At 59.2% G+C, this 21,351-nt stretch carries 20 protein-coding genes and 1 pseudogene; 11 read left to right on the top strand and 10 right to left on the bottom strand.

What is annotated here, in order from left to right; translation table 11 throughout:
- Window positions 1-112: 112 nt before the first annotated feature.
- The 4 genes and pseudogenes from speB to NVB75_RS27865 all read left to right on the top strand — a co-directional run bounded on the left by speB (window position 113) and on the right by NVB75_RS27865 (window position 4,510).
- Entirely contained in the window at window positions 113-1,063 is a 951-nt protein-coding gene (speB, locus tag NVB75_RS27880; RefSeq protein ID WP_003210733.1) for an agmatinase, read from the top strand.
- On the top strand, window positions 1,063-1,488 hold the full coding sequence (locus NVB75_RS27875; protein WP_258344267.1) for a nuclear transport factor 2 family protein: 426 nt from the start codon (window positions 1,063-1,065) through the stop codon (window positions 1,486-1,488). Before speB ends, NVB75_RS27875 begins: the two co-directional genes overlap by 1 nt.
- Window positions 1,489-1,509: 21 nt before the next feature.
- Window positions 1,510-3,015: a cytosine permease gene (locus tag NVB75_RS27870; protein WP_258344266.1), complete on the top strand. Its 1,506-nt coding sequence runs from the start codon at window positions 1,510-1,512 to the stop codon at window positions 3,013-3,015.
- 111 nt (window positions 3,016-3,126) lie between these two features.
- Window positions 3,127-4,510, top strand: a pseudogene (locus NVB75_RS27865) (sodium:solute symporter).
- A 60-nt stretch (window positions 4,511-4,570) separates the two neighbouring features.
- On the opposite strand, the gene NVB75_RS27860 reads toward NVB75_RS27865, so the two are convergent.
- From NVB75_RS27860 to NVB75_RS27850, 3 genes are all read right to left on the bottom strand, one after another.
- Complete coding sequence (locus NVB75_RS27860; protein ID WP_258344265.1) at window positions 4,571-6,670, bottom strand: FAD-dependent oxidoreductase; 2,100 nt, start codon at window positions 6,668-6,670, stop codon at window positions 4,571-4,573.
- 438 nt (window positions 6,671-7,108) lie between these two features.
- Complete coding sequence (locus NVB75_RS27855; protein ID WP_003210728.1) at window positions 7,109-7,231, bottom strand: PA1414 family protein; 123 nt, start codon at window positions 7,229-7,231, stop codon at window positions 7,109-7,111.
- A 137-nt stretch (window positions 7,232-7,368) separates the two neighbouring features.
- Window positions 7,369-8,262, bottom strand: coding sequence for a LysR family transcriptional regulator (locus NVB75_RS27850; RefSeq protein WP_003210727.1), 894 nt, complete (start codon window positions 8,260-8,262; stop codon window positions 7,369-7,371).
- A 104-nt stretch (window positions 8,263-8,366) separates the two neighbouring features.
- Here NVB75_RS27850 and NVB75_RS27845 point away from each other — a divergent pair, with 104 nt between their 5' ends.
- Window positions 8,367-9,575 carry an MFS transporter gene (locus NVB75_RS27845; protein ID WP_258344263.1) on the top strand — a complete coding sequence of 403 codons (1,209 nt, stop codon included), beginning with the start codon at window positions 8,367-8,369 and terminating at the stop codon, window positions 9,573-9,575.
- On the opposite strand, the gene NVB75_RS27840 is transcribed toward NVB75_RS27845, so the two are convergent.
- The 3 genes from NVB75_RS27840 to NVB75_RS27830 all read right to left on the bottom strand — a co-directional run bounded on the left by NVB75_RS27840 (window position 9,487) and on the right by NVB75_RS27830 (window position 12,515).
- Window positions 9,487-10,929: an NCS1 family nucleobase:cation symporter-1 gene (locus tag NVB75_RS27840; protein ID WP_226475048.1), complete on the bottom strand. Its 1,443-nt coding sequence runs from the start codon at window positions 10,927-10,929 to the stop codon at window positions 9,487-9,489. The two genes, NVB75_RS27845 and NVB75_RS27840, sit on opposite strands and share 89 nt — an antisense overlap.
- Window positions 10,930-11,128: 199 nt before the next feature.
- Entirely contained in the window at window positions 11,129-11,536 is a 408-nt protein-coding gene (locus NVB75_RS27835) for a DUF2177 family protein (protein WP_258348760.1), read from the bottom strand.
- Window positions 11,537-11,678: 142 nt separating this feature from the next.
- Window positions 11,679-12,515 (bottom strand): S1 RNA-binding domain-containing protein, encoded by an 837-nt coding sequence (locus NVB75_RS27830; protein ID WP_017479141.1) that lies wholly within the window; start codon window positions 12,513-12,515, stop codon window positions 11,679-11,681.
- 324 nt (window positions 12,516-12,839) lie between these two features.
- Between NVB75_RS27830 and NVB75_RS27825 the strand changes: the two genes are divergently transcribed.
- From NVB75_RS27825 to NVB75_RS27815, 3 genes are all read left to right on the top strand, one after another.
- Window positions 12,840-13,019, top strand: coding sequence for a hypothetical protein (locus NVB75_RS27825; RefSeq protein ID WP_003210722.1), 180 nt, complete (start codon window positions 12,840-12,842; stop codon window positions 13,017-13,019).
- A gap of 207 nt (window positions 13,020-13,226) precedes the next feature.
- Window positions 13,227-13,952 carry a TorF family putative porin gene (locus NVB75_RS27820; RefSeq protein ID WP_093200590.1) on the top strand — a complete coding sequence of 242 codons (726 nt, stop codon included), beginning with the start codon at window positions 13,227-13,229 and terminating at the stop codon, window positions 13,950-13,952.
- Between the two features lie 66 nt (window positions 13,953-14,018).
- A complete protein-coding gene (locus tag NVB75_RS27815) occupies window positions 14,019-14,885 on the top strand; it encodes a DUF6279 family lipoprotein (RefSeq protein WP_258344260.1) in 867 nt (288 codons plus the stop codon).
- 3 nt (window positions 14,886-14,888) lie between these two features.
- On the opposite strand, the gene NVB75_RS27810 is transcribed toward NVB75_RS27815, so the two are convergent.
- The gene (locus NVB75_RS27810) at window positions 14,889-15,278 is read right to left on the bottom strand and encodes a transcriptional regulator (protein ID WP_258344259.1); all 390 of its coding nucleotides are present in this window, start codon (window positions 15,276-15,278) and stop codon (window positions 14,889-14,891) included.
- A 153-nt stretch (window positions 15,279-15,431) separates the two neighbouring features.
- On the opposite strand from NVB75_RS27810, the gene NVB75_RS27805 reads away from it, so the two are divergent.
- Window positions 15,432-15,707, top strand: a complete 276-nt coding sequence (locus tag NVB75_RS27805) for a hypothetical protein (protein ID WP_258344257.1) — start codon at window positions 15,432-15,434, stop codon at window positions 15,705-15,707.
- Between the two features lie 45 nt (window positions 15,708-15,752).
- Here NVB75_RS27805 and NVB75_RS27800 read toward each other — a convergent pair whose 3' ends face one another.
- Complete coding sequence (locus NVB75_RS27800; protein ID WP_063034035.1) at window positions 15,753-17,099, bottom strand: DEAD/DEAH box helicase; 1,347 nt, start codon at window positions 17,097-17,099, stop codon at window positions 15,753-15,755.
- A 192-nt stretch (window positions 17,100-17,291) separates the two neighbouring features.
- Here NVB75_RS27800 and NVB75_RS27795 point away from each other — a divergent pair, with 192 nt between their 5' ends.
- The gene (locus NVB75_RS27795) at window positions 17,292-18,590 is read left to right on the top strand and encodes a mechanosensitive ion channel family protein (protein WP_087694815.1); all 1,299 of its coding nucleotides are present in this window, start codon (window positions 17,292-17,294) and stop codon (window positions 18,588-18,590) included.
- A gap of 49 nt (window positions 18,591-18,639) precedes the next feature.
- Here the strand turns inward: NVB75_RS27795 and NVB75_RS27790 are convergent, their stop codons facing one another.
- The gene (locus tag NVB75_RS27790) at window positions 18,640-19,284 is read right to left on the bottom strand and encodes a hydrolase (protein WP_258344254.1); all 645 of its coding nucleotides are present in this window, start codon (window positions 19,282-19,284) and stop codon (window positions 18,640-18,642) included.
- Between the two features lie 153 nt (window positions 19,285-19,437).
- Here NVB75_RS27790 and NVB75_RS27785 point away from each other — a divergent pair, with 153 nt between their 5' ends.
- Entirely contained in the window at window positions 19,438-20,343 is a 906-nt protein-coding gene (locus NVB75_RS27785; RefSeq protein WP_258344252.1) for a LysR family transcriptional regulator, read from the top strand.
- Here NVB75_RS27785 and NVB75_RS27780 read toward each other — a convergent pair.
- Window positions 20,288-21,169 carry a carboxylate/amino acid/amine transporter gene (locus NVB75_RS27780; protein WP_177019664.1) on the bottom strand — a complete coding sequence of 294 codons (882 nt, stop codon included), beginning with the start codon at window positions 21,167-21,169 and terminating at the stop codon, window positions 20,288-20,290. The two genes, NVB75_RS27785 and NVB75_RS27780, sit on opposite strands and share 56 nt — an antisense overlap.
- Window positions 21,170-21,351 lie beyond the last annotated feature (182 nt).

Below are 21,351 nucleotides of genomic sequence, written 5' to 3'. Positions count from 1 at the left end.
CTCAGGCATTAGTTTAGAAAAATCTGAACTAAGTATTTGCCCCTGCCGATTCTTCCCTTCCCGTGCATTTCGCAGAATCGGCCTCTAATAAACACAACGATGAGGCAATCCCGTGGACAAGATTTTCCACCAACCACTGGGCGGCAACGAAATGCCGCGCTTCGCCGGCATCGCCACCATGATGCGTCTTCCCCATCTGCAATCGGCCAAGGGCCTGGACGCCGCCTTTGTCGGTGTGCCCCTGGACATCGGCACCTCCCTGCGTGCCGGCACCCGTTTCGGGCCGCGGGAAATCCGCGCTGAATCGGTGATGATCCGCCCTTACAACATGGCCACCGGCGCCGCGCCGTTTGACTCGCTGTCGGTTGCCGACATCGGCGACGTGGCGATCAACACCTTCAACCTGCTGGACGCCGTGCGCATCATCGAAGAAGCCTACGACGAGATCCTCGAACACAACGTGATCCCGATGACCCTGGGTGGCGACCACACCATCACCCTGCCGATCCTGCGGGCGATCCACAAGAAACACGGCAAGGTCGGGCTGGTGCACATCGATGCCCACGCTGACGTCAACGACCATATGTTCGGCGAGAAAATCGCCCACGGCACCACCTTCCGTCGCGCGGTGGAAGAAGGCTTGCTGGATTGCGACCGCGTGGTCCAGATCGGCCTGCGCGCCCAGGGCTACACCGCCGAAGACTTCAACTGGAGCCGTAAACAGGGCTTCCGTGTGGTCCAGGCCGAAGAATGCTGGCACCACTCCCTGGCCCCCTTGATGGCTGAAGTGCGCGAGAAAGTCGGTGGTGGCCCGGTGTACCTGAGCTTCGACATTGACGGCATTGACCCGGCCTGGGCGCCTGGCACCGGCACCCCGGAAATCGGTGGCTTGACCACGATCCAGGCGATTGAAATCATCCGTGGCTGCCAAGGCCTGGATCTGATTGGTTGCGACCTGGTAGAAGTTTCGCCGCCGTACGACACCACCGGCAACACCTCGCTGCTTGGCGCCAACTTGCTGTACGAAATGCTCTGCGTACTGCCGGGCGTGGCGCACCGCTGATGAGCGCCCAGGCCGAGGTATTAAAAGCCGCGGCCGACCTGGTGTCGGCCTTCGCCCGCAATGATCGCGATGCCTACTTCGGTGCGTTCACTGTCGACGCCAGCTTCGTGTTCTACACCCTCCCCCAGCCGCTGCTGAGTCGCGATGCCTATCAGGTGTTGTGGGACAGCTGGCGCCGGGACGAGGGGTTTGAGGTGCTGTCCTGCACCTCAAGCAACGCTTTCGTCAGCCTGCACGGTGACGTCGCGGTATTTGTGCATGACGTGGCCACCGAGCTGCGCATGAACGGGGAGCAATTCTTTAGCCAGGAACGCGAGACCATTGTCTTCAAGCGACAAGGTAATCGCACACAACAAAAAGAAGGCCTGTGGCTGGCCTGTCACGAACATTTGTCCGCTATGCCGGAAGGGCTGCCGCCCCATTAGCCAATGTGATCGGAGCAGATCATGAATAATAAAAACAACGAAAACAGTATTCGCAATATAGAAACCAACGGCGTCGAACAGATCCCGGACCACGAACGTACCGCCGGGCCGAAGGATTTGTTTCGCCTGATTTTCGGCGGTGCCAACACCTTCGCCACCGCGGTGCTGGGGAGCTTTCCGGTGCTGTTTGGCTTGTCGTTCCAGGCCGGCGTCTGGGCGATTATGCTGGGCGTGCTGGTGGGTGCGGTGATCCTCGCGCCCATGGGCTTGTTCGGCCCGCTCAATGGCACCAATAACGCCGTGTCTTCCGGTGCGCACTTTGGTGTGCACGGGCGGATTGTCGGCTCGTTCCTGTCACTGCTGACCGCGATCGCGTTCTTCTCACTGTCGGTGTGGAGTTCAGGCGATGCGCTGGTGGGCGGTGCGAAACGTCTGGTGGGCTTGCCGGAAACCGACCTGACCCTGGGCCTGGCCTACGGCGTGTTTGCCATTCTGGTACTGACGGTGTGCATCTACGGCTTTCGCTTCATGCTGTGGGTCAACCGCATTGCAGTATGGGCGGCGAGCCTGCTGTTCCTGTTGGGCATCTTCGCCTTCGCACCCGCTTTCGACAGTCACTTCGCCGGCACCGTTGCCCTCGGCCAGACCGGTTTCTGGGCGGCGTTTATCGGTGCGGCACTGGTGGCCATGAGCAACCCGATTTCCTTCGGGGCGTTCCTCGGTGACTGGTCGCGCTACATCCCACGGGAAACCTCGAAGATACGGATCATGCTGGCGGTGGTGTTCGCACAGATCGCGACATTGATCCCGTTCCTGTTCGGCCTGGCCACCGCGACCATCGTGGCGATCAAGGCACCGGACTACATCGCATCCAACAACTATGTCGGCGGCCTGTTGGCGGTGGCACCGAGCTGGTTCTTCCTGCCGGTGTGCCTGATCGCGGTGATCGGCGGCATGTCCACCGGCACCACCTCGCTGTATGGCACCGGGCTGGACATGTCCAGCGTGTTCCCACGCCTGCTGTCCCGGGTCAAGGCAACGCTGCTGATTGGGGTGATGTCGATTGCCTTCATCTTTATCGGACGTTTCGCCGCCAACCTGGTGCAGAGCGTGTCGACCTTCGCCGTGCTGATCATCACCTGCACCACCCCGTGGATGGTGATGATGATCATCGGCCTGATCGTGCGCCGGGGCTTTTACTGCCCGGATGACCTGCAAGTGTTCACTCGCGGCGAAACCGGCGGGCGCTACTGGTTCAGCCACGGCTGGAACTGGCGCGGCCTGGGGGCCTGGATCCCGAGTGCGCTGGTGGGCCTGTGCTTCGTCAACCTGCCGGGACAGTTTGTCGGGCCGTTGGGCAACCTCGCCGACGGCATCGACATCAGCTTGCCGGTGACGCTTGGGCTGGCCTCGCTGGTGTACCTGACGTTGCTTCGCGTCTTTCCTGAACCGGCTTCCGTCTACGGGCCGACTGTGGCGAGGGAGCCTGCTCCCGTTCGACTGCGCAACAGTCGCGAGGCCGCCTGATGAATTGCCTGGAATGGATTGGGGCTGCTGCGCAGCCCAGCGGGAGCAAGCTCCCTCGCCACACAGCCCCCTTTAGCCCCACATAAAAAAGATAATCGGAGACCCGCCGTCATGGCTTTAGATCTATTCGTCGTCCTCATCTACGCCGCCGGCATGCTGGTGCTCGGCTACTACGGCATGCGCCGCGCCAAGACCCATGAAGATTACCTGGTGGCGGGCCGTAACCTCGGCCCTACGCTGTACATGGGCACCATGGCCGCCACCGTACTGGGCGGTGCCTCCACCGTCGGCACCGTACGCTTGGGTTATGTACATGGTATTTCCGGCTTCTGGCTATGCGCCGCGCTGGGTGCCGGGATCATTGCGCTGAACCTGTTCCTGGCCAAGCCGCTGCTGAAGCTGAAAATCTTCACCGTGACCCAGGTCCTGGAAAAACGCTACAACCCCATGGCCCGCCAGGCCAGTGCAGTGATCATGCTGGCCTACGCGCTGATGATCGGCGTGACCTCGATCCTCGCCATCGGCACCGTGCTGCAAGTGCTGTTCGACCTGCCGTTCTGGATCTCGGTATTGGTAGGCGGTGGCGTGGTGGTGGTGTACTCGACCATCGGCGGCATGTGGTCGCTGACCCTGACCGACATCGTGCAGTTCGTGATCAAGACCGTCGGCCTGATGTTTATCCTGCTGCCGATCTGCCTGTACCGCGTCGGCGGCTGGGATGAACTGGTGGCCAAACTGCCCGCGTCGAACTTCAGTTTCACTGAAATCGGCTGGGACACCATCATCACCTACTTCATGATCTACTTCTTCGGCATCCTGATCGGCCAGGACATCTGGCAACGGGTGTTCACCGCCCGTGACGAAAAGGTCGCCAAGTACGCAGGTACATTCGCCGGTTTCTACTGCATCCTCTACGGCCTGGCCTGTGCGCTGATCGGCATGGCCGCCCATGTACTGATCCCGGACCTGGACAACGTCAACAATGCGTTTGCCGCCATCGTCAAAGTCTCGCTGCCCGACGGTATCCGCGGCCTGGTAATCGCCGCCGCACTGGCTGCGATGATGTCCACCGCCAGTGCCGGCTTGCTCGCCGCCTCCACCGTACTGACCGAAGACCTGCTGCCGCGCCTGGCGGGGCGGTAAACAATCGAGCCTGAAGATCAACCGCCTGTTTACCTTGCTGACCGGTATCGCCGTGCTGGGCATCGCACTGCTGGTAAACGACGTAATCAGCGCACTGACCCTGGCTTACAACCTGTTGGTGGGCGGTATGTTGATCCCGCTGATCGGCGCGATTTTCTGGAAACGTGCGACGACGTCCGGAGCGATCACCTCCATGACCCTGGGCTTTGTGACGGCGCTGGTGTTCATGATCAAGGACGGGTTGGATGCCAACACGCCGATCTACTACAGCCTGGGTGTGGGCCTGGTGAGTTTTGTGGTGGTGAGCTTGCTGTCGCGTCGCCCGGAGGCTGTAGCCGCTCGGGCGATCTGAAAGAACCGTCGAAAGAAGCTTTCTTCAGCGGGTGCGACGTCGGATGTCGCACCCGTTTTTTTATTCCCACATTGCCGAAACTGCCGGCGCTCTTGCCTGGATGACGGCCTGGACCAGAGAGGCCCAAACCAATCCCTGGGTTGTACCGGCGGCGTAAGTTGCCCCCGCCACAATTCGGTTATAGGCGGACCAATGAACGATTGAAAGTCCATCCGCGGTGCCGGGCCTGGCACATTCGATAAGCTGCAAGTCGCCACGTTCGATCGCCCTGGCGTAGGACTGTGGAAAGTGCCGAGAAACAGCAGCCAGGCACGCCGCCCGTATCTGCTCCTTGTACTGCGGCGTCGAATCGGGTGGAACCTGCCCGCCGGAGACAAGAATGCAGTCCCCGTCCAACCGGCAATTCATGACACCGATTGGCAGATCGTACTGCAGCTTGAGTCCGCGCATTTCGACACCTTCCTTACCAACGGCGCGAAGCTTGAAAAACCAGCCAATGATCGCAACTACCTCTGGCTCCTCTACCCCCATGGCGGTGACGACGAAGTGCTCTCTACTCAGATCAGCAATTTGGATCGGGCTTAGGCGCTGGGGCAGGAACTGAACCCCGGAGCGCTGCAAAAGCGACACCATCTCCTCCATAAGATGGCTGAACTCCAGATCGTAGCCCGACACCTCAATCGCCCGACAGACCCCAGGGACGCCAAACGTTGCCTGAAATTGCAGTTGACCGATCTCTGCCAGTTCACATCCCGGCTTGCCACTCGGCCAAGGCCTGTTTTCGATATCACGTTGCTCGCTGATCGCGGCCTCTACGCCACTGGCGCCGTCCACATAAGCGCGTACGATCCGCGACCGCGCGAATCGCGCCAACGAAGGGTTGTCGGCCAGGAGCTTTTCAAACAGCTCGATGCCTGCTCGATTGCACTCAACGGCCAAGTACTGGTTTCCGGGAGTCAGATAATCGTTATGCAGCGGCTTTGCAATCGTCTCCGTTGCTGACAGATGACGCATGTTCACCTGCTTGTGACTGGCGCCATCCCGCGCGTGATTTCCTCCGTAAACCATGACCTGATAATTCGCCAGGCGGAACATCACGGCTTGGAGCAGGCCGTTGATACCTCTGCCGATGATCGACACGTGCGGCGCACCGGCATCAGCATGCTGAGAGGGGATCGCCAATGAGTGTGCAAGATTGCGCCTGACAAGGCTGCGCAAGGCCATCAAGCTCAGTTGCACAGAGACCGCATAGTCGAGGTCGCAATGGCAGGCTTCGGTGGTGGCCGCCTGTGTCGTCAGCGTCGCCGGGTTGCGCCACGTGGAGACACAGCAGCCGAGCGCTTGTATGCGCATCCGGAACGCATCCAATGTCCGAGGGCCGTAGTCCAACACCAGCTGAGTGTCTTCAGCCGTTGCCAGGGTCTGCAACGCATCATCGCTAAAGACGTCCGGCTTGGAGACACAGACCAGGCGAGCCTGTCTGTGCATACGTTGAATGAGGGTCCGATCAATGCGATGGGCGGATTCATCATTCAAGGACACGCATACGGCGACCGCATAGGCCCCCTCCAGCGCGTCGAGCCAGTCAGCGGCAAATGAGACTCTACAATTGGAGGAGGCTTCCCCGATATTGCCCGCTACTCGATCACGTCGGTCCAACACCTTGATCCGAACACCCGGATCTTGATCAAGCAGTAACTTAACAAGCTCTTTTCCTACATTGCCGTATCCCAGTACACAGATTTCACGGGGCATGGAGCCATCCGCCAGTGTCAACCAGTGCGCAATATAGGCGGCGACATGCGGCGCGTTAATGCCTGGCGTATTGATTACTTGAATATTGTGGGACTCGCAAAGATCCAGTCGCACCTTATCCAGACTCGCACCACGGCGGACTAAATGGAGGTTTCCAAATGGATGAGATAGACGCCACTGGCCTATGATGTCGGCATCGATAACTTGGTCTGCAACAATGATCGTTGATGGGCGCAGAAGTCCGATCTGTATAAGCAGAGCTTGCTTGGATAATGTCGGAGGAAAAAACACGACGTTGCTGGGTGCGTCAGCCTTCCAGCCTCTCGATGCAGGTGCGATATGCAAGATATTTTCGGTGGTGGCGATAAGTGAAGCGGCGACAGGCGGAATGGAAGAGTACATCATAGTTTTGTCTCCAACTGTTCTGGCTTACTCATGCCCCGGAGAGCGGAACTGAATAAAGTTGGGGGTATGCATAAATGCAAACGATACAAATCTTTTCGTGATGGAACTCAACCTACGCTGATCTTTAGAATTCAATAAGCCAGTCAACTCTGACAAACAGGTAGTCCACTTCCGACGCTTAACGCCAAAGCCTGACGGACGCGTACACGTTCGGACGACTTATCCGTATCACCGCGGCGTTATTAAACAAAACCCTGAAGGGTTTTCTGAAAGCAGGCGCTTTGGGAAATTCACCAAATCCCAGAAACGAAAACGTCCGGCCAAGGCCAGACGAAGAATGGAAGTACACAGCGACAGGTCATGATCAATCATGACTTCAATAGGTAGGCAAACCACCTGACCGCGCTCAAACAAACGTGCTTGAGCGCTTTCCAGGACTTACCTGCGACGCGGGCGACGCTGCTCGTCATCGGTGCGGATTGGCACCGGTTGCAGCGGTGGCTCGATCAAGCCGAGTGCGACGCCGAGGTCGTGCAGCCAGTTTTGCAGTTTCTCTTTCATGGTGCCCCCTTGGGGTAATGCCGAGCGGCTGGAATTCTGTGGCCGCTTCCTACAGATAGTAGTCTTAAGTCCTACGTATTGCTTGAACGAAACCACAACGAACTATTACTGAATTGATCAAAATCCTGACGGATCGTTCAAGCGATCGCTCGGGTTTCGGTTTCCGGTAGCACCTTGCCCTCTTGCTGCAGGTCAATCCACGCATTGAGGTTAGCGCCGAGCATGCCCTTACGCCACATCAACCAAGTGGTAGCGCTGGCAAATGGCTCCGCCAACGGATGAATGGACACGCTGTCCTTGCCCGGCAAGCTGTCGAGCATTGATTCCGACATCAGCGCCACCCCGGATCCGGCGATCACGCAGGCCAGCATGCCCTGGTAAGACTCAATCTCGATGGCCCGGCCCATGGCCACGCGGTCGTGGGAAAACCAGGCTTCCAGACGCGCCCGGTAGGAACAACTGCGTCGGAAAGTGAACACCGAACGGCCGGCAACATCCTGCGGCCCACGCACGGGTGGGTGATCCGCCTCGCAAATCAGCAGCAGGCGCTCTTCGCACAGCGGCACGCCATCGAGGGTGGCCAGGGTCAACGGCCCGTCCACCAGCGCGGCATCCAGGCGCCCGGTGATCAAGCCTTCCAGCAGCTCACCACTGGGGGCCGACTGCACCTGCAGGTTCACCATCGGATACGCCTTGTGGTAACGCGCCAGCAGCTTGGGCAAATGAATCGCCGCCGTGCTGTACATGCTGCCGAGCACAAAGTCGCCGGCCGGTTGCCCGCCTTGCACCGCGCCATGGGCTTCGTCATGCAGGGCCAGCAGGCGCGCGCTGTAGTCCAACAGCACTTTGCCTGCGGGAGAAAGCTGCAAACGCTGGCGCTCGCGCACGAACAGTTCGACGCCGAGCTGTTCTTCCATTTGTTTAAGCCGGGTCGACAAGTTGGACGGCACCCGGTGTAAACGCTCGGCGGCACGGGTGATGGAGCCCTCCTCCGCCACGGCCTGGAAAATCCGCAATTGACTAAACTCCATCACCTTTCTCCAAAACTGAACAAGTTACTCACTATTATTCATTTTTACAGAAAGTCAATCCGCTTTAGCCTGATGGTCACTCGCAGCTCCTGGGAAAAAACATCATGTCACCGCTGATCCGACTAACCGCCAGCTTTATCGCCTTGATGATGGCCATGGGCATTGGCCGCTTCGCACTTACTCCGCAAATGCCGCATTTACTCAGCGAAGGCCAGATCGACCTGACCGGCGCCGGGTTGATCGCGGCGGCCAACTACCTGGGCTATTTCGTCGGCGCGGTGGATTCGATATTCGCTCGCAGCCATCACCATGTGCGCGGGCGTTTGTACGGTGGGCTGTGGTTATGTGTGCTGCTGACCCTGGCGTCGTACTGGGCCCATGGGTTCTGGCCGCATCTGCTGTTGCGCTTCGGTACCGGCGTGGCGAGCGCCTGGGCGTTGGTGATGATCACCAGCCTGAGTCAGCCGCTGGCCATTGCGGCCGGGCGCCCACGTTTGGGTGCGCTGGTATTTGCCGGGCCTGGGCTGGGGATTCTGTTGACCGGGCTGCTGGCGCTGGGCTCCAACCTGCTGGGGCAAGATTCTGCGACCTTGTGGCTGGTGTATGGCATCGTCGCGCTGGTCATGCTGCTGGCAATCCTGCCGTTCCTGCCCAAGCCTTCCGCCACCGGCTCGCCCGTTGCCAGCCACACCGACGTGGCCAGCAACGGCAGCATCACCCACCTGTGCTGGATCTACGTGTTGTACGGCCTCGGCTACATCATCCCGGCGACGTTCCTGTCACAGATGGCCAGCGCGCAATTCAAAGGCGCCTGGCAGGCGGACCTGTTCTGGCCCTGCTTTGGCCTGGCTGCCGCGATTGGCGTGGTGGTCGCGAGCTTGCGCCGCAAGGACCCGGACACCACCCGTCGCTGGCTGATGACCACCCTTTGGCTGCAAGCAGCCGGGGTGTTTGCCTGCCTGCTGGGCAACGGTTGGGGCCTGGCGTTGGGAGTGTTGCTGTGCGGCGGGCCATTCCTGGCGTGCATGCAACTGGTGATGGCGCGCTTGCGTGAGGTAGCCCCCCACGGCTACCAGCGCAGCACCGGGTTGCTGACTGCCAGCTTTGCAATCGGCCAATTGAGCGGGCCGTTGCTGGCATCGGTGAGCAGCCACCTCAGCGGTGGCCTGCAACCGGCGCTGGTAGTCGCCGGCGCCGGATTATTAGTGGCCGGATCGATACTGGTCAGCCGGCAACCATCGGCACAGGCGCACGCACCTGTTCACGCCGCGCCAGCACCAGGAAAAACAGCCCACCCAGGAAGCAGCCGGTAAACCAGGCGAAGTTGGCCATGCCCTGCAGCGCCGGGGTAAAGGTGATCGCGACGCCCACCAGCGTCGCGGGCACCAGTGCCTTGACCGCCGTCCAGTTCACACCGCCGTCAAAGTAGTAGCGCCCGCTCGGGCTGTCATCGAACAGCGCGTCCACATCGATCTTCTGCTTTTTGATCAGATAGAAATCCACCAGCAGAATCCCGAACAACGGCCCGATAAACGCAGCGAGGATGTCGAGGGTGTAGTGGATCATCAACGGGTTGTTAAACAGGTTCCAGGGAGTGATGAAGATCGAGGCCACCGCTGCGATCATTCCCCCGGCACGCCAGCTGATTTTGCTGGGTGCCACGTTGGCAAAATCGAAGGCCGGCGAGACGAAGTTGGCGACGATGTTGATACCGATGGTCGCGGTAACAAAGGCGAACGCCCCCAGCAACACGGCCATGTCGTTGTCGATGCGCGAAACGGTGGCAATCGGGTCGTGGAGCATTTCACCGAACACCGGCAGGGTGCCCGAGACGATCACCACGGTGACCAGGGAGAACGCCAGGAAATTTACCGGTAAGCCCCAGAAATTGCCGCGACGCACATCCTTCATCGTGCGGCAGTAGCGGCTGAAATCACCGAAATTCAGGGTTGGCCCGGAGAAGTACGAAACCACCAAGGCGGTCGCCACGATGATTTGGCCAAACGCCTGCCAGCCTGACAGCGACTTTTCCGCCAGCGTAAAGCTGATATTCGCCCAGCCCGCCTTCCAGACGATCCAGCCGGCCAGGGCAAACATCACCGCATAGACGACGGGCCCCGCCCAGTCGATGAAACGACGGATGGATTCCATGCCGGCCCAGAACACCAGCGCCTGGAGCGTCCACAGGCTGAGGAAACCAAACCAGCCCAGGTACGACAGCCCGGCAAAATGCGGCTCTGCGTATACCGCCATCTGTGGGAAAAAGCGCAGCACCACAATGATCAGTGCGCTGGATGCCAGGTACGTCTGGATCCCATACCAGGCCACCGCGATCAAGCCGCGAATCACTGCCGGGATGTTCGCCCCAAAAACCCCAAAGGCCAACCGGCAGATCACCGGGTACGGCACAGCCGCCTGCTGGCTCGGCTTGGCCACCAGGTTGGCGATCAATTGCACAATGCAGATACCGGCGAGCAAGGCAATCAACACCTGCCAACTCGCCAGCCCCAGGGCAAACAGGCTGGCGGCGAATACGTAACCGCCGACGCTGTGCACGTCGCTCATCCAGAAGGCGAAGATGTTGTACCAGTTCCATTTTTGCGGCAGCGGTCCCAAGTCCTGGTTGTACAGGCGCGGGCTATAGCCTTTGGGCAATTGTTCGGTCATCGCAGGGCTCCTCGTAAATACCGGCCTGCCACCCGCGACGGGAGTGCGTACGGGAGGCGGCATGGTTTGTATACGAGTTGATGAGCAGAATGCGTGCCAATCAAATGAAACTCGGCACAATCCCTCTAGTACGCGAGACTATTCGGAGATAGACAGTGCAGCTTCGCTCAGGGATGGTGCAGATGATTCCTGTACACAATCAATTGTGCACCCTGCGTGCACATTGATAGCCCACGGTGCAGCAAACCGCACTCAGAAAGGTGCCCCAAGCGATGTCCATGACGGCCAGCCCGGCAGACCATCCTTGCAAGGTCGCCCAATTGCTCAAGTCATAGGTACCGTAAGCCACCAGCCCCAGCAACGCGCCAAGCCGCGCGGCACGTTGCCAGCCGCCGCTCGCCAAAGCCGGAAGGACGACAAACACCACACAACCGAATACATAGAGGAGATAGAACGCCACAGCCGGGAACAGGCGCGGCTGATCGAGCATCAGTGGGCCGAGCAGCGCTTTGTAGGTCGGCCCCATGAGGACGCCGAGCCAAAGGCCGTCGAGGATCAGAAAGGCAAGCAAAGTGCCGAGGTAGGCGAAGAGCGTTTTCCTGCACATCGTCGTGACCCTTGTAGGAGCGAGCTTGCTCGCGATGGTCGTCAACGATAACGCGCCCAGTCTGAATGAACACGTTGCCTTGACGTTCTTCGCGAGCAAGAACCAGGCGTCCCCCTCGCTCCTACAAAAGAGCAAACCGCGATCAGCTTAGTTCAATGCGATCCGCGTGAATCACGATGTGACCCTGCTTGTAGAGGGCACCAATGGCCTTCTTGAAGTTGCCCTTGCTGACACCGAACAAACTGCTGATCACTGCTGGATCGCTTTTATCGCTGACCGGCAAGGTGCCGTTGTTGTCACGCAACTTGGCGAGGATCTTCGAGTTCAGGCTGGAGGCCGCTTCTTCACCCACAGGCTGCAGGCTCAGGCTGATATTGCCGTCGGCGCGGATTTCCTTGATGAAGCCTTTCTCTTCCTTGCCCGGACGCAGGAACTTGAACACTTCGTTCTTGTGGATCAGGCCCCAGTGCTTGTTGTTGATAATGGCCTTGAAGCCCATGTCGGTGGCTTCGGCCACCAGCAAGTCAACTTCCTGGCCGACCTTGTAGGTGGCCGGGGTCTTGTCCAGGTAGCGGTCAAGGCGTGCGGTGGCGGTGATGCGCTTGGTGTGTTTGTCGAGGTAGACGTGCACCACGCAATACTCACCGGCAGTCAGCTGACGCTTTTCTTCGGAGTAAGGCAGCAGCAAATCCTTGGGCAGGCCCCAATCGAGGAATACACCGATGCTGTTGACTTCAACCACTTTCAGACTGGCAAATTCACCCACCTGTACTTTTGGTTTTTCGGTGGTCGCGATAAGTTTGTCATCGCTGTCCAGATAAATAAAAACGTTGAGCCAGTCTTCATCTTCACTGGGAATATCTTTGGGGATATAACGGTTGGGCAAGAGGATTTCGCCCTCTTGATCACCATCCAGGTACAAACCAAAGTTAGTGTGTTTAACCACTTGCAAGCTGTTGTAGCGCCCGACTAAAGCCATTTCCAATACCCTCATTGCGTGGGCGGCATTCTACCCGAGTTGACGGCGGCGGTCCCGTGTAGCGGCGTACGGCCCTGAAAAATCATGGGTTTGCCGGGCAGCGCCCCGCTCGTCAGATGATCAGCCTGAATTCTGCCGGCGCCCCGGGCATGTTTGCTTCCTGGGTTTCGATTTAAAACAGCGAGTTAGGTGACTATTTCAATCATTCATTGCAGACAATTCATAAGTCCGCCGTATATTTCAGGAGGATATTTGCCAAGCAATTGTCAAGCATTTCATGTACGATGCATGGCCAAGTTAATTTTCTACAGGTTAGTGGCCGCCATGCGCGTAAAAGCATCCAACAGCAAAGCAAAGCCAGCTCCCGCCGTTGAAACCAGCGAATCGATCAACAGCCAAATCGCTGCATTCCTCAAGCAGGGCGGCGAAATCCAGCAGATCGCCAAAGGCGTAAGCGGCCAGACTTTCGGCCCGTCCAAGCAGATCACCCTGGGTAAAAAGTAATACTGGCGCATTACACCTGGTCCCTAAGCGCTTTGCCTTTCAAGGCGCTAGGACTAGAGCCCGCAACCCCCTCTGACCCACCCCCTTTTACACCAATCGACGAACGGGCTTCATCTGCGAACCATCGCCGGTATGCTTGCACACGTCTAGATCGGGCATTTGCCTGATATCTCCCGTTACTGCTCCTCGCTTTTCATGGAGTGAAGCATGCTCAAATCCTGCATTTTCCTGGCCGGTGCCCTGTTGGCCAGCCCCCTCGCCGAAGCGCAGGTTTTCCAGCGTGAATTGGGTGATTTCGACCTGAAATTGGGCACAACACCTAGCCGAAGCATGGCTCAAGGCCTGGTAAAGCCCACCGCCCCCGGCAGCGACTCGTTCCACGGCGGCCTGGACCTGAGCCACGGCAGCGGCCTGTACCTCGGCCAGTTCTCACCGAGCATGGGGATTTCCCCTACCAGCAATCTGGAAGTCGATTCCTACCTGGGCTTCAAGCGCCCTTTTGACCAGACCCTGGGTTATGAGCTGGGGATGATTCACTACAGCTATCCCAAGCTGAGCCCCCTCGACAGCCAGGAGTTCTACGGCGGCCTGACCGTGCTGGGCAACCGCTTCGGCGCCTCCTTCAGCAACGACCCGGATCGCCAGGACAGCACCTTGTTCGCCGACCTCGGCGGCACCAAGCCGTTCGGCATCGGCGTCAGCATGAAGTACACCACCCACCAGTTAGGCACCCCGGTGTCGGTTGCCGATGGCAGCTCCATCCGCAGTTTCAGCGATTGGTCGGTGCAATTCTCCCGGCCATGGATGGGTGTCGACCTGAACCTGATCTACAGCGACTCCAGCCTCAGCGGCGGCGATTGCTCGGCCTACTCCGGACACAACTCGCAATGCGACGGGCTATTGACCTTAAAAGCAGAGCGAGCGTTTTATTGATGAGCTGAACTGTCGCTGCCCTGACGGGTTCAGATGCAATAACCTCGTCTGCGCAAGGACTCGCCCATGCTGCGTCGCTTAAAACTTCTGGTGATGTTGCTGACCCTCAGCCTGGTGCTTGCCGGCTGCAATCGGGTAGGCCTGGCCTATCGCAATCTGGATGTGATCATCCCCTGGACCCTCAGCGACTACCTGGAGATGAATGCCGGGCAGAAGAGCTGGTTCAACGACACACTCAAGGAACACCTGGCCTGGCATTGCACCACCCAGTTGCCGGGCTATCTGGACTGGCTCGATCGCCTGCAACAGATGGTCGACACCAACCAGGTGACCGACGCCGCCCTGCAAACCCGTACCGCCGAAGCCAAGCAAGCCATTGCCGAGAGCGCCCGGGCGATCACGCCGTCCGCCGTCGAGCTACTGCAGGGGCTGGACGACCAGCAAGTACAGGATATGGAGCAAGCATTCGCCAAGGACCTGCGCAAGCGTCAGGACGAATACCTGAAACCACCCCTCGAGCAGCAGATCAAAGAGCGCGCCGAGCGCATGAACAAGCGCCTCGATGCGTGGCTCGGGCCGTTAAGCGCCAGCCAGCAGAATCGCGTCACCGCCTGGTCGATCGCCTTGGGTGAGCAGAACCAACAATGGATTGGCAACCGCGCCCACTGGCAAACGCTGTTTATCGCAGCGGTCAAAGATCGCCACAGCAGCGATTTCCCACAGAAGATCGAGCAACTGCTGGTAGACCGCGAAAGCCTGTGGACGCCGGAATATCGCCAGGCCTACGCCCAGACCGAAACCGCAGCCCGCAGCCTGATCGTCGACCTGATGGCGGAAAGCACCATACCGCAACGCCAGAAGCTCACGCAGAAGATCGACAAGGTGCGCAGCGACTTCAAGGCCCTTAAATGCCTGAAGGCTGGCACCCCGTAGACATCAGGCAATCTGTGCTTTCGAAGCCACTTCATCAAACGTCGCCGGATCCAGCGCATCCGCCTGTTCGTCCAGCACCTGCCGGGGGTGATTATTGCCGGGGATGCTGCTGTCGATCAGGCTCAGCAGCTGTGAGCCGCGCGGGGTCAATTTGAAATTCTCCCCATTGCCGCACTCTTCCTCTGACCTCGACTCAATAAAGCCGTGCTTGAACAACAACGCCTCGTAATCCGCTGCGGTCTTTTTGAACTTATCAAGGTTACCGATGGGCTCTCCAGCGTTAGCCCTTTCAGCGGCTTCCTCCTCGGCATATTTGCGCGGGGCGAAGTTGGCGCCACCGTTCTGTACCTCATGCAGCAATCGTTCGATCAAATCCCAATCGTAAGTCGTCATCCTGATTCCTCCTGAAGGCACACGAAATAGGCCCTTCAAAGGTGTGACATGCCGGGCCATCGTCCGTTCAGCCTAGTGGACAGGCGCAATTTCGCTGAACTTTTAAGCGCTCGCGGCCCTCAACCGAACATCATCGCCATGGAGGTCCGAATTATGAAAACCCTGCTGAATATGACCGTGGCGGCCACGCTGCTTGCCGCCCTGCCCGCCTGGGCCTGCACGCCGGAAGAAGCCACCGCCAAACGTGAGCAACTGGCCAAGAAGGTGACCGAGCTCACCCAACAGAATCCAGAGAAGGCCAAGGAGATCAACGAAGAACTGCAGAACATGAAGCTGGAAACCGCCAGCGCAGACCTGCCCGACAAGTGCCAACTGATCGACCAGCGCCTCACGGAACTGAAAGAAGCGACCGACAAAACCAAAAACTAAGGCGAAAAAAACCGGACATTGTCCGGTTTTTTTATGGCTCAAGCCTTACTCGGCAGCCGGTGCTTCCGGCTTGCGGCGCTTCAGAGGCGCCATGCCGTCCTTGCTGACCAACGAGAGGTTGTCGGTCTTCGGACGGTTGGCAATCTTGCGTTTGGTCGGCGACTTGGCACCGGCCTTCTTCTTGTCGCCCTTGGCGTCGACCTTTTTCTTCTTCACGCCAACAGCCTTGCCCGACGCCTTGACCTTCTTCGGCCCGCCGTAGGTGCCTTTGACTTCCTTGATGGTGCGGCGCTCGAACGACTGCTTCAAGTAGCGCTCGATGCTCGACATCAGGTTCCAGTCGCCATGGCAGATCAGCGAGATCGCCAGGCCATCGTTGCCGGCACGCCCGGTACGGCCGATACGGTGTACGTATTCGTCGCCGCTGCGGGGCATATCAAAGTTGATCACCATGTCCAGGCCATCCACGTCCAGGCCACGGGCGGCAACGTCGGTAGCCACCAGGATCTTCACGCCGCCTTGCTTGAGGCGGTCGATGGCCAGCTTGCGGTCCTTCTGGTCTTTCTCACCGTGCAGAACGAACGCCTTGTACTCCTGAGCCACCAGGCGACCGTAGATGCGGTCGGCCATGGCCCGGGTGTTGGTGAACACGATAGCCTTCTGATAGGTCTCGTTGGCCAGCAACCAGTTGAGGATCTGCTCTTTGTGCACGTTGTGGTCAGCGGTGATGATCTGCTGACGGGTGGTCGAGTTCAGGTCGCTGACGTTGTTGACCTGCAGATGCTCCGGGTTGTTCAGGACCTTGGCGACCATGTCGCGCAGGGTCGAACCACCGGTGGTGGCCGAGAACAGCATGGTCTGCTGGCGATTCACACACTCTTGCACCAGGCGCTGCACGTCGTCGGCAAAGCCCATGTCGAGCATGCGGTCGGCTTCGTCGAGCACCAGGACTTCAACTTCCTTGAGGTCCAGGTTGCCGGCGTTCAGTTGTTCGATCATCCGACCCGGGGTGCCGATCAGGATGTCCGGCACCTTGCGCAGCATGGCAGCCTGGACCTTGAAGTCTTCGCCGCCGGTGATCAGGCCGGACTTGATGAAGGTGAACTGCGAGAAGCGCTCCACTTCCTTCAAGGTCTGCTGGGCCAGTTCGCGGGTTGGCAGCAGGATCAGGGTCTTGATGCTGACGCGGACTTTCGCCGGGCCGATCAGACGGTTAAGAATCGGCAGGACGAAGGCGGCGGTCTTGCCACTCCCGGTTTGAGCCGTCACCCGCAGGTCACGCCCTTCGAGCGCGAGCGGGATGGCCGCTGCTTGCACAGGCGTTGGCTCGACAAATTTAAGCTCGGCCACGGCTTTGAGCAGGCGTTCGTGCAGGGCGAATTGGGAAAACACGGGTGCTACCTCGAAGAAATACAAAAAACAGCTGCATAGGGTAACGGTTTCGGGCGCTCAGGCCGAGTTTCTTTACGCGAACTGCGTTAATCAGCCGCTTTTTTGTCAGGGAATTTGTCCACAACGACAACTTTGACTGACTTAAATGCTCTAATCGCCCCGTCACGTCCTACAGAAGAATCGCGTTTACCCATGGATATCAAACAGCTCTGGCTCAACGTCAAAGACCTTTGGGGCACCCTCGACGAACATCCGCTGCTGCACTCCAGCCTGGCGCTGGTGGTGTTGCTGGTGGTGGCATTGCTGCTCGGACGAGTGGCGCGCTACCTCATCCTGCACGCCGTCAAGTTGCTGGGCCGGCAACCCGCGCTGCACTGGCTCAACGACCTGCGGCACAACAAAGTCTTCCACCGCCTGGCGCAGATGACGCCGTCGCTGGTGATCCAGTTCGGCCTGTACCTGGTGCCGGACTTGAGCAAGACCGCCACCCTGTTCATCGGCAATGTCGCCCTGGCGTTCACCATTCTGTTCATGGTGCTGGCGATCAGCGCCCTGCTCAACGCCCTGCTGGATATCTACGCCCGCACCGAACACGCCCGCACCCGCTCGATCAAGGGCTACGTGCAGTTGGCGAAAATGGTGCTGTTCGTGTTTGGCGCCATCATCATCGTCGCCACGTTGATCGACCGCTCGCCACTGCTGCTGCTTTCCGGTCTGGGTGCAATGTCGGCGGTGATTCTGTTGGTCTACAAGGACACCCTGCTGTCGTTCGTCGCCAGCGTGCAATTGACCAGCAACGACATGCTGCGGGTCGGCGACTGGATCGAAATGCCGCAGGTCGGCGCGGACGGTGACGTGGTCGACATCACCCTGCACACTGTGAAGGTGCAGAACTTCGACAAGACCATCGTCTCGATTCCCACCTGGCGCTTGATGTCCGAATCCTTCAAGAACTGGCGTGGCATGCAAGCCTCAGGTGGCCGGCGGATCAAGCGAAGCCTGTATATCGACGCCAGCGGTGTGCGTTTCATCCGCGATGACGAAGAGCTGAAGCTCACCCAGGTACACCTGCTGACCGACTACATGAGCCGCAAAAAGGCCGAACTCAAAGCCTGGAACGAAGCCCAGGGGAACGTCGCCGCGATGTCGGCGAACCGCCGGCGCATGACCAACATCGGCACCTTCCGCGCGTATGCCTTGGCCTATCTGAAAAGCCACCCGGAAATCCAGCCGAACATGACCTGCATGGTGCGGCAGATGCAGACGACCGCTCAAGGCATCCCGCTGGAGATCTACTGCTTCACACGCACCACCGCATGGGCCGACTACGAGCGGATCCAGGGCGATATCTTCGACTACCTGCTGGCAGTACTGCCGGAGTTTGGCTTGAGCCTGTACCAGCAGCCGAGTGGCGGTGACTTGCGGGCCGGGATGTTGCCGGCGGTGCTGGGGGCCAGTCACCTGCCCCCGGCGGAAAAGGCAGTGATGTAACAACAAAAAACGGCACAACCTGCGTTGTGCCGTTTTTTTGCGTTCAGCCTTACTTGACCTGACGCTGCGGCGCGCCATGCACCATGGTGTAGGCGTAATCCACGCCCATGCCGTAAGCGCCGCTGTGCTCCAGGACCAGGCCCATCACCGCGTCGTAAGTCTCTTTGTGAGCCCAGTCACGCTGGTATTCCAGCAGCACTTGCTGCCAGGTGACCGGTACCGCGCCGGCCTGAATCATCCGCTGCACCGACATGTCATGCGCTTCTTTGCTGGTGCCGCCGGAGGCGTCGGTGACGATGTATACCTCGTAGCCTTCGGCCAGGGCCTCCAAGGCCGGGAAGTTCAGGCAAACCTCGGTCCACAGGGCCGCCATGATCAGCTTCTTGCGCCCGGTGGCCTTCACCGCTGCCACCAATGCCTTGTCTTCCCAGGAGTTCATCGACGTGCGCTCAATCGGCTGCTGGTCCGGGAACACATTCAACAGCTCCGGCCAGATATAGCCGCTGAAGCTCTTGGTCTCAACCGAGGTCAGGATGGTCGGCACATCGAAGATCTTGGCCGCCTTGGCCAGCGCCACCGTGTTGTTCTTCAGGGTCTGGCGATCGATCGACTGCACGCCAAAGGCCATCTGTGGCTGGTGGTCGATCAGGATCAGGGTGGAGTTGGTTGGGTTGAGCAATTCGCGAATAGACATGGTGACTTCCTTTTAATGTTTTCGATTCGGTAAGGGGTGCGTTCAGCGCCGCTGTGAAGCTTTGCTGGCGGCTTGGAAGTAACTTTACGGGCTGGATAAAATCGAGACAATTACCTAAAATCGAGAATCATTGATTCTAAAAAAGGGACAATCATGGATCGCATTGAATGCATGCGCGCGTTTGTCGTCACCGTCGGCGAGAACGGCTTTGCGGCTGCCGCGCGGGCCATGGACGTACCGCGCTCAAAAGTCAGCAAACAGATTCAGGCGCTGGAAGAAGCCATAGGCGTGCAACTGCTTCAGCGCACCACCCGCAGCCTGCATTTGACGGAGGCTGGGGCCGAGTATTTTGAAGCGGCGCGTGAAGTACTGGCCGCCCTGGACGAGGCCGAACAGCGGGCCAGAGACGGCATCGGGGAGTTACGGGGAGTGTTGCGGGTCAATGCGCCGATGTCATTCGGACTGCATCGCCTGGGAAGATTGATTCCGCTGTTCCATGAACAGCATCCACATATCGAACTGCAGTTGGTGCTCAGCGACCAACAGGTCGACCCGGTACGCGGTGGTTTCGACGTGACTATCCGCATCGCCAGCATGCCCGACTCAACGATGATCGCCCGCCAGCTCGCGCCGGCGCCACGGGTCATGGTGGCCGCGCCCGCCTACCTGGCACGCGCGGGCACACCGCAAACCCCGCAAGACCTGCGCCAGCACCAGTGCCTCAATTATGGGTATCTGCAAAGCGGCGTCAGCCTGCAACTGAGCAAGGGCCAGGAAACCCAGCGGGTCAACGTTACCGGCCCTCTGCACGCCAACAACGGCGACCTCCTGGCCCAGGCGGCAGAAGCCGGGATGGGCATCGCCCTGTTGCCGGACTTTATCGTCGAAGACGCCCTGAACGCCGGGCGCCTGGTGCCGGTGCTCTGTGAATGGCAGGCGCCGGCAATCACCATCAACGCGGTTTACTCGTCCGCGCGACGCGTGCCGCAAAAGACCCGCGCGTTCATTGATTTTTTGGTGACGCAATTGGCGCCGACGACCGCAGGCCCAACCGGCTGATCCACACCGCCGCCAGGATCACCGAGCCCCCCAGGAACAGCCTGCCGAGCGGCTCGTGCTGATTCCAGATCAGCAAGTTCAGCAACAACCCCACCGGCACATGCAGGTTGTTCATCACCGCCAATGTGCCACCGTTGACCATGCACGCGCCCTTGTTCCACCAGTACATGCCCAGTGCTGTGCTGACCAAGCCCAGGAATACCAGCACGCCCCATTGCAACGGCGCTTCCGGCAGGAAGTTGGCCTTTCCGAACATCAGGAACGCCGGCAACGCCACCGCCAACGCGCCGAGGTAGAAGTAACCAAAGCGCCGGTAGTGCGGCAGATCACTTGGATGACGCGCCACCAAGTGCTTATAAAGCACCTGCCCGGCGGCATAGGTGAAGTTGGCCAGTTGCAGCAGCAGGAAGCCCACGAAGAAGTTCGGGGTGATCTGGTCAAAGCGGATCACCGCCGCTCCCGTCACGGCTACCAATGCGGCCACCAGCGCCCACGGATTGAAGCGGCGGTTCAAGGCGTCTTCGATCAGGGTCACGTGCAGCGGCGTCAGGATGGTGAACAGCAACACCTCCGGCACCGTCAGTACTCTGAAGCTCAAATACAGACACACGTAAGTCACGCCAAACTGCAGCGCGCCGATCAACAGCATGCCGCGCATGAACGCCGGTTCTACCGAGCGCCAGCGGGTCAGCGGGATAAACACCAGCCCGGCCAACAGCACGCGCACCAGCACCGCGAAGTAACTGTCGACGTGACCGGCCAGGTATTCGCCGATCAAGCTGAAGGAAAACGCCTGGATCAGCGTTACAACAAGTAGATAGCCCATGCTCGCCTCATTTTGAATGGGCGCGACATTAGCGGTTTTCCAGGCTTTACGAAACTCAAGGCAAAAAAAACCCGACCTCGCTAAAAGCGTCAGTCGGGCGGGAGCACTCAGGAGCAAAAAGTGCAAAGGGAGGTTCGATACGCGTACTTGAAGGGTTGCGTGGAGCTATCTAAACAGCGGGC

It is taken from the genome of Pseudomonas sp. CBS, from assembly GCF_024734645.1.
Classification (GTDB): Bacteria; Pseudomonadota; Gammaproteobacteria; order Pseudomonadales; family Pseudomonadaceae; genus Aquipseudomonas.
The sequence above is the reverse complement of the archived record's forward strand: the minus strand, read 5'-3'. Positions and strand labels throughout refer to the sequence as shown.

What these genes read in the sequence shown, in the direction of transcription:
- NVB75_RS27870 (WP_258344266.1), top strand. Translation starts at nt 1,510, where the DNA reads ATGAATAATAAAAACAACGAAAACAGTATTCGCAATATAGAAACCAAC.
- NVB75_RS27790 (WP_258344254.1), bottom strand. Translation starts at nt 19,284, where the DNA reads ATGTCTATTCGCGAATTGCTCAACCCAACCAACTCCACCCTGATCCTG.
- NVB75_RS27840 (WP_226475048.1), bottom strand. Translation starts at nt 10,929, where the DNA reads ATGACCGAACAATTGCCCAAAGGCTATAGCCCGCGCCTGTACAACCAG.
- NVB75_RS27780 (WP_177019664.1), bottom strand. Translation starts at nt 21,169, where the DNA reads ATGGGCTATCTACTTGTTGTAACGCTGATCCAGGCGTTTTCCTTCAGC.
- NVB75_RS27850 (WP_003210727.1), bottom strand. Translation starts at nt 8,262, where the DNA reads ATGGAGTTTAGTCAATTGCGGATTTTCCAGGCCGTGGCGGAGGAGGGC.
- NVB75_RS27860 (WP_258344265.1), bottom strand. Translation starts at nt 6,670, where the DNA reads ATGATGTACTCTTCCATTCCGCCTGTCGCCGCTTCACTTATCGCCACC.
- NVB75_RS27805 (WP_258344257.1), top strand. Translation starts at nt 15,432, where the DNA reads ATGAAAACCCTGCTGAATATGACCGTGGCGGCCACGCTGCTTGCCGCC.
- NVB75_RS27815 (WP_258344260.1), top strand. Translation starts at nt 14,019, where the DNA reads ATGCTGCGTCGCTTAAAACTTCTGGTGATGTTGCTGACCCTCAGCCTG.
- NVB75_RS27810 (WP_258344259.1), bottom strand. Translation starts at nt 15,278, where the DNA reads ATGACGACTTACGATTGGGATTTGATCGAACGATTGCTGCATGAGGTA.
- NVB75_RS27785 (WP_258344252.1), top strand. Translation starts at nt 19,438, where the DNA reads ATGGATCGCATTGAATGCATGCGCGCGTTTGTCGTCACCGTCGGCGAG.
- NVB75_RS27845 (WP_258344263.1), top strand. Translation starts at nt 8,367, where the DNA reads ATGTCACCGCTGATCCGACTAACCGCCAGCTTTATCGCCTTGATGATG.
- NVB75_RS27835 (WP_258348760.1), bottom strand. Translation starts at nt 11,536, where the DNA reads ATGTGCAGGAAAACGCTCTTCGCCTACCTCGGCACTTTGCTTGCCTTT.
- NVB75_RS27820 (WP_093200590.1), top strand. Translation starts at nt 13,227, where the DNA reads ATGCTCAAATCCTGCATTTTCCTGGCCGGTGCCCTGTTGGCCAGCCCC.
- NVB75_RS27830 (WP_017479141.1), bottom strand. Translation starts at nt 12,515, where the DNA reads ATGGCTTTAGTCGGGCGCTACAACAGCTTGCAAGTGGTTAAACACACT.
- NVB75_RS27825 (WP_003210722.1), top strand. Translation starts at nt 12,840, where the DNA reads ATGCGCGTAAAAGCATCCAACAGCAAAGCAAAGCCAGCTCCCGCCGTT.
- NVB75_RS27855 (WP_003210728.1), bottom strand. Translation starts at nt 7,231, where the DNA reads ATGAAAGAGAAACTGCAAAACTGGCTGCACGACCTCGGCGTCGCACTC.
- NVB75_RS27795 (WP_087694815.1), top strand. Translation starts at nt 17,292, where the DNA reads ATGGATATCAAACAGCTCTGGCTCAACGTCAAAGACCTTTGGGGCACC.
- NVB75_RS27875 (WP_258344267.1), top strand. Translation starts at nt 1,063, where the DNA reads ATGAGCGCCCAGGCCGAGGTATTAAAAGCCGCGGCCGACCTGGTGTCG.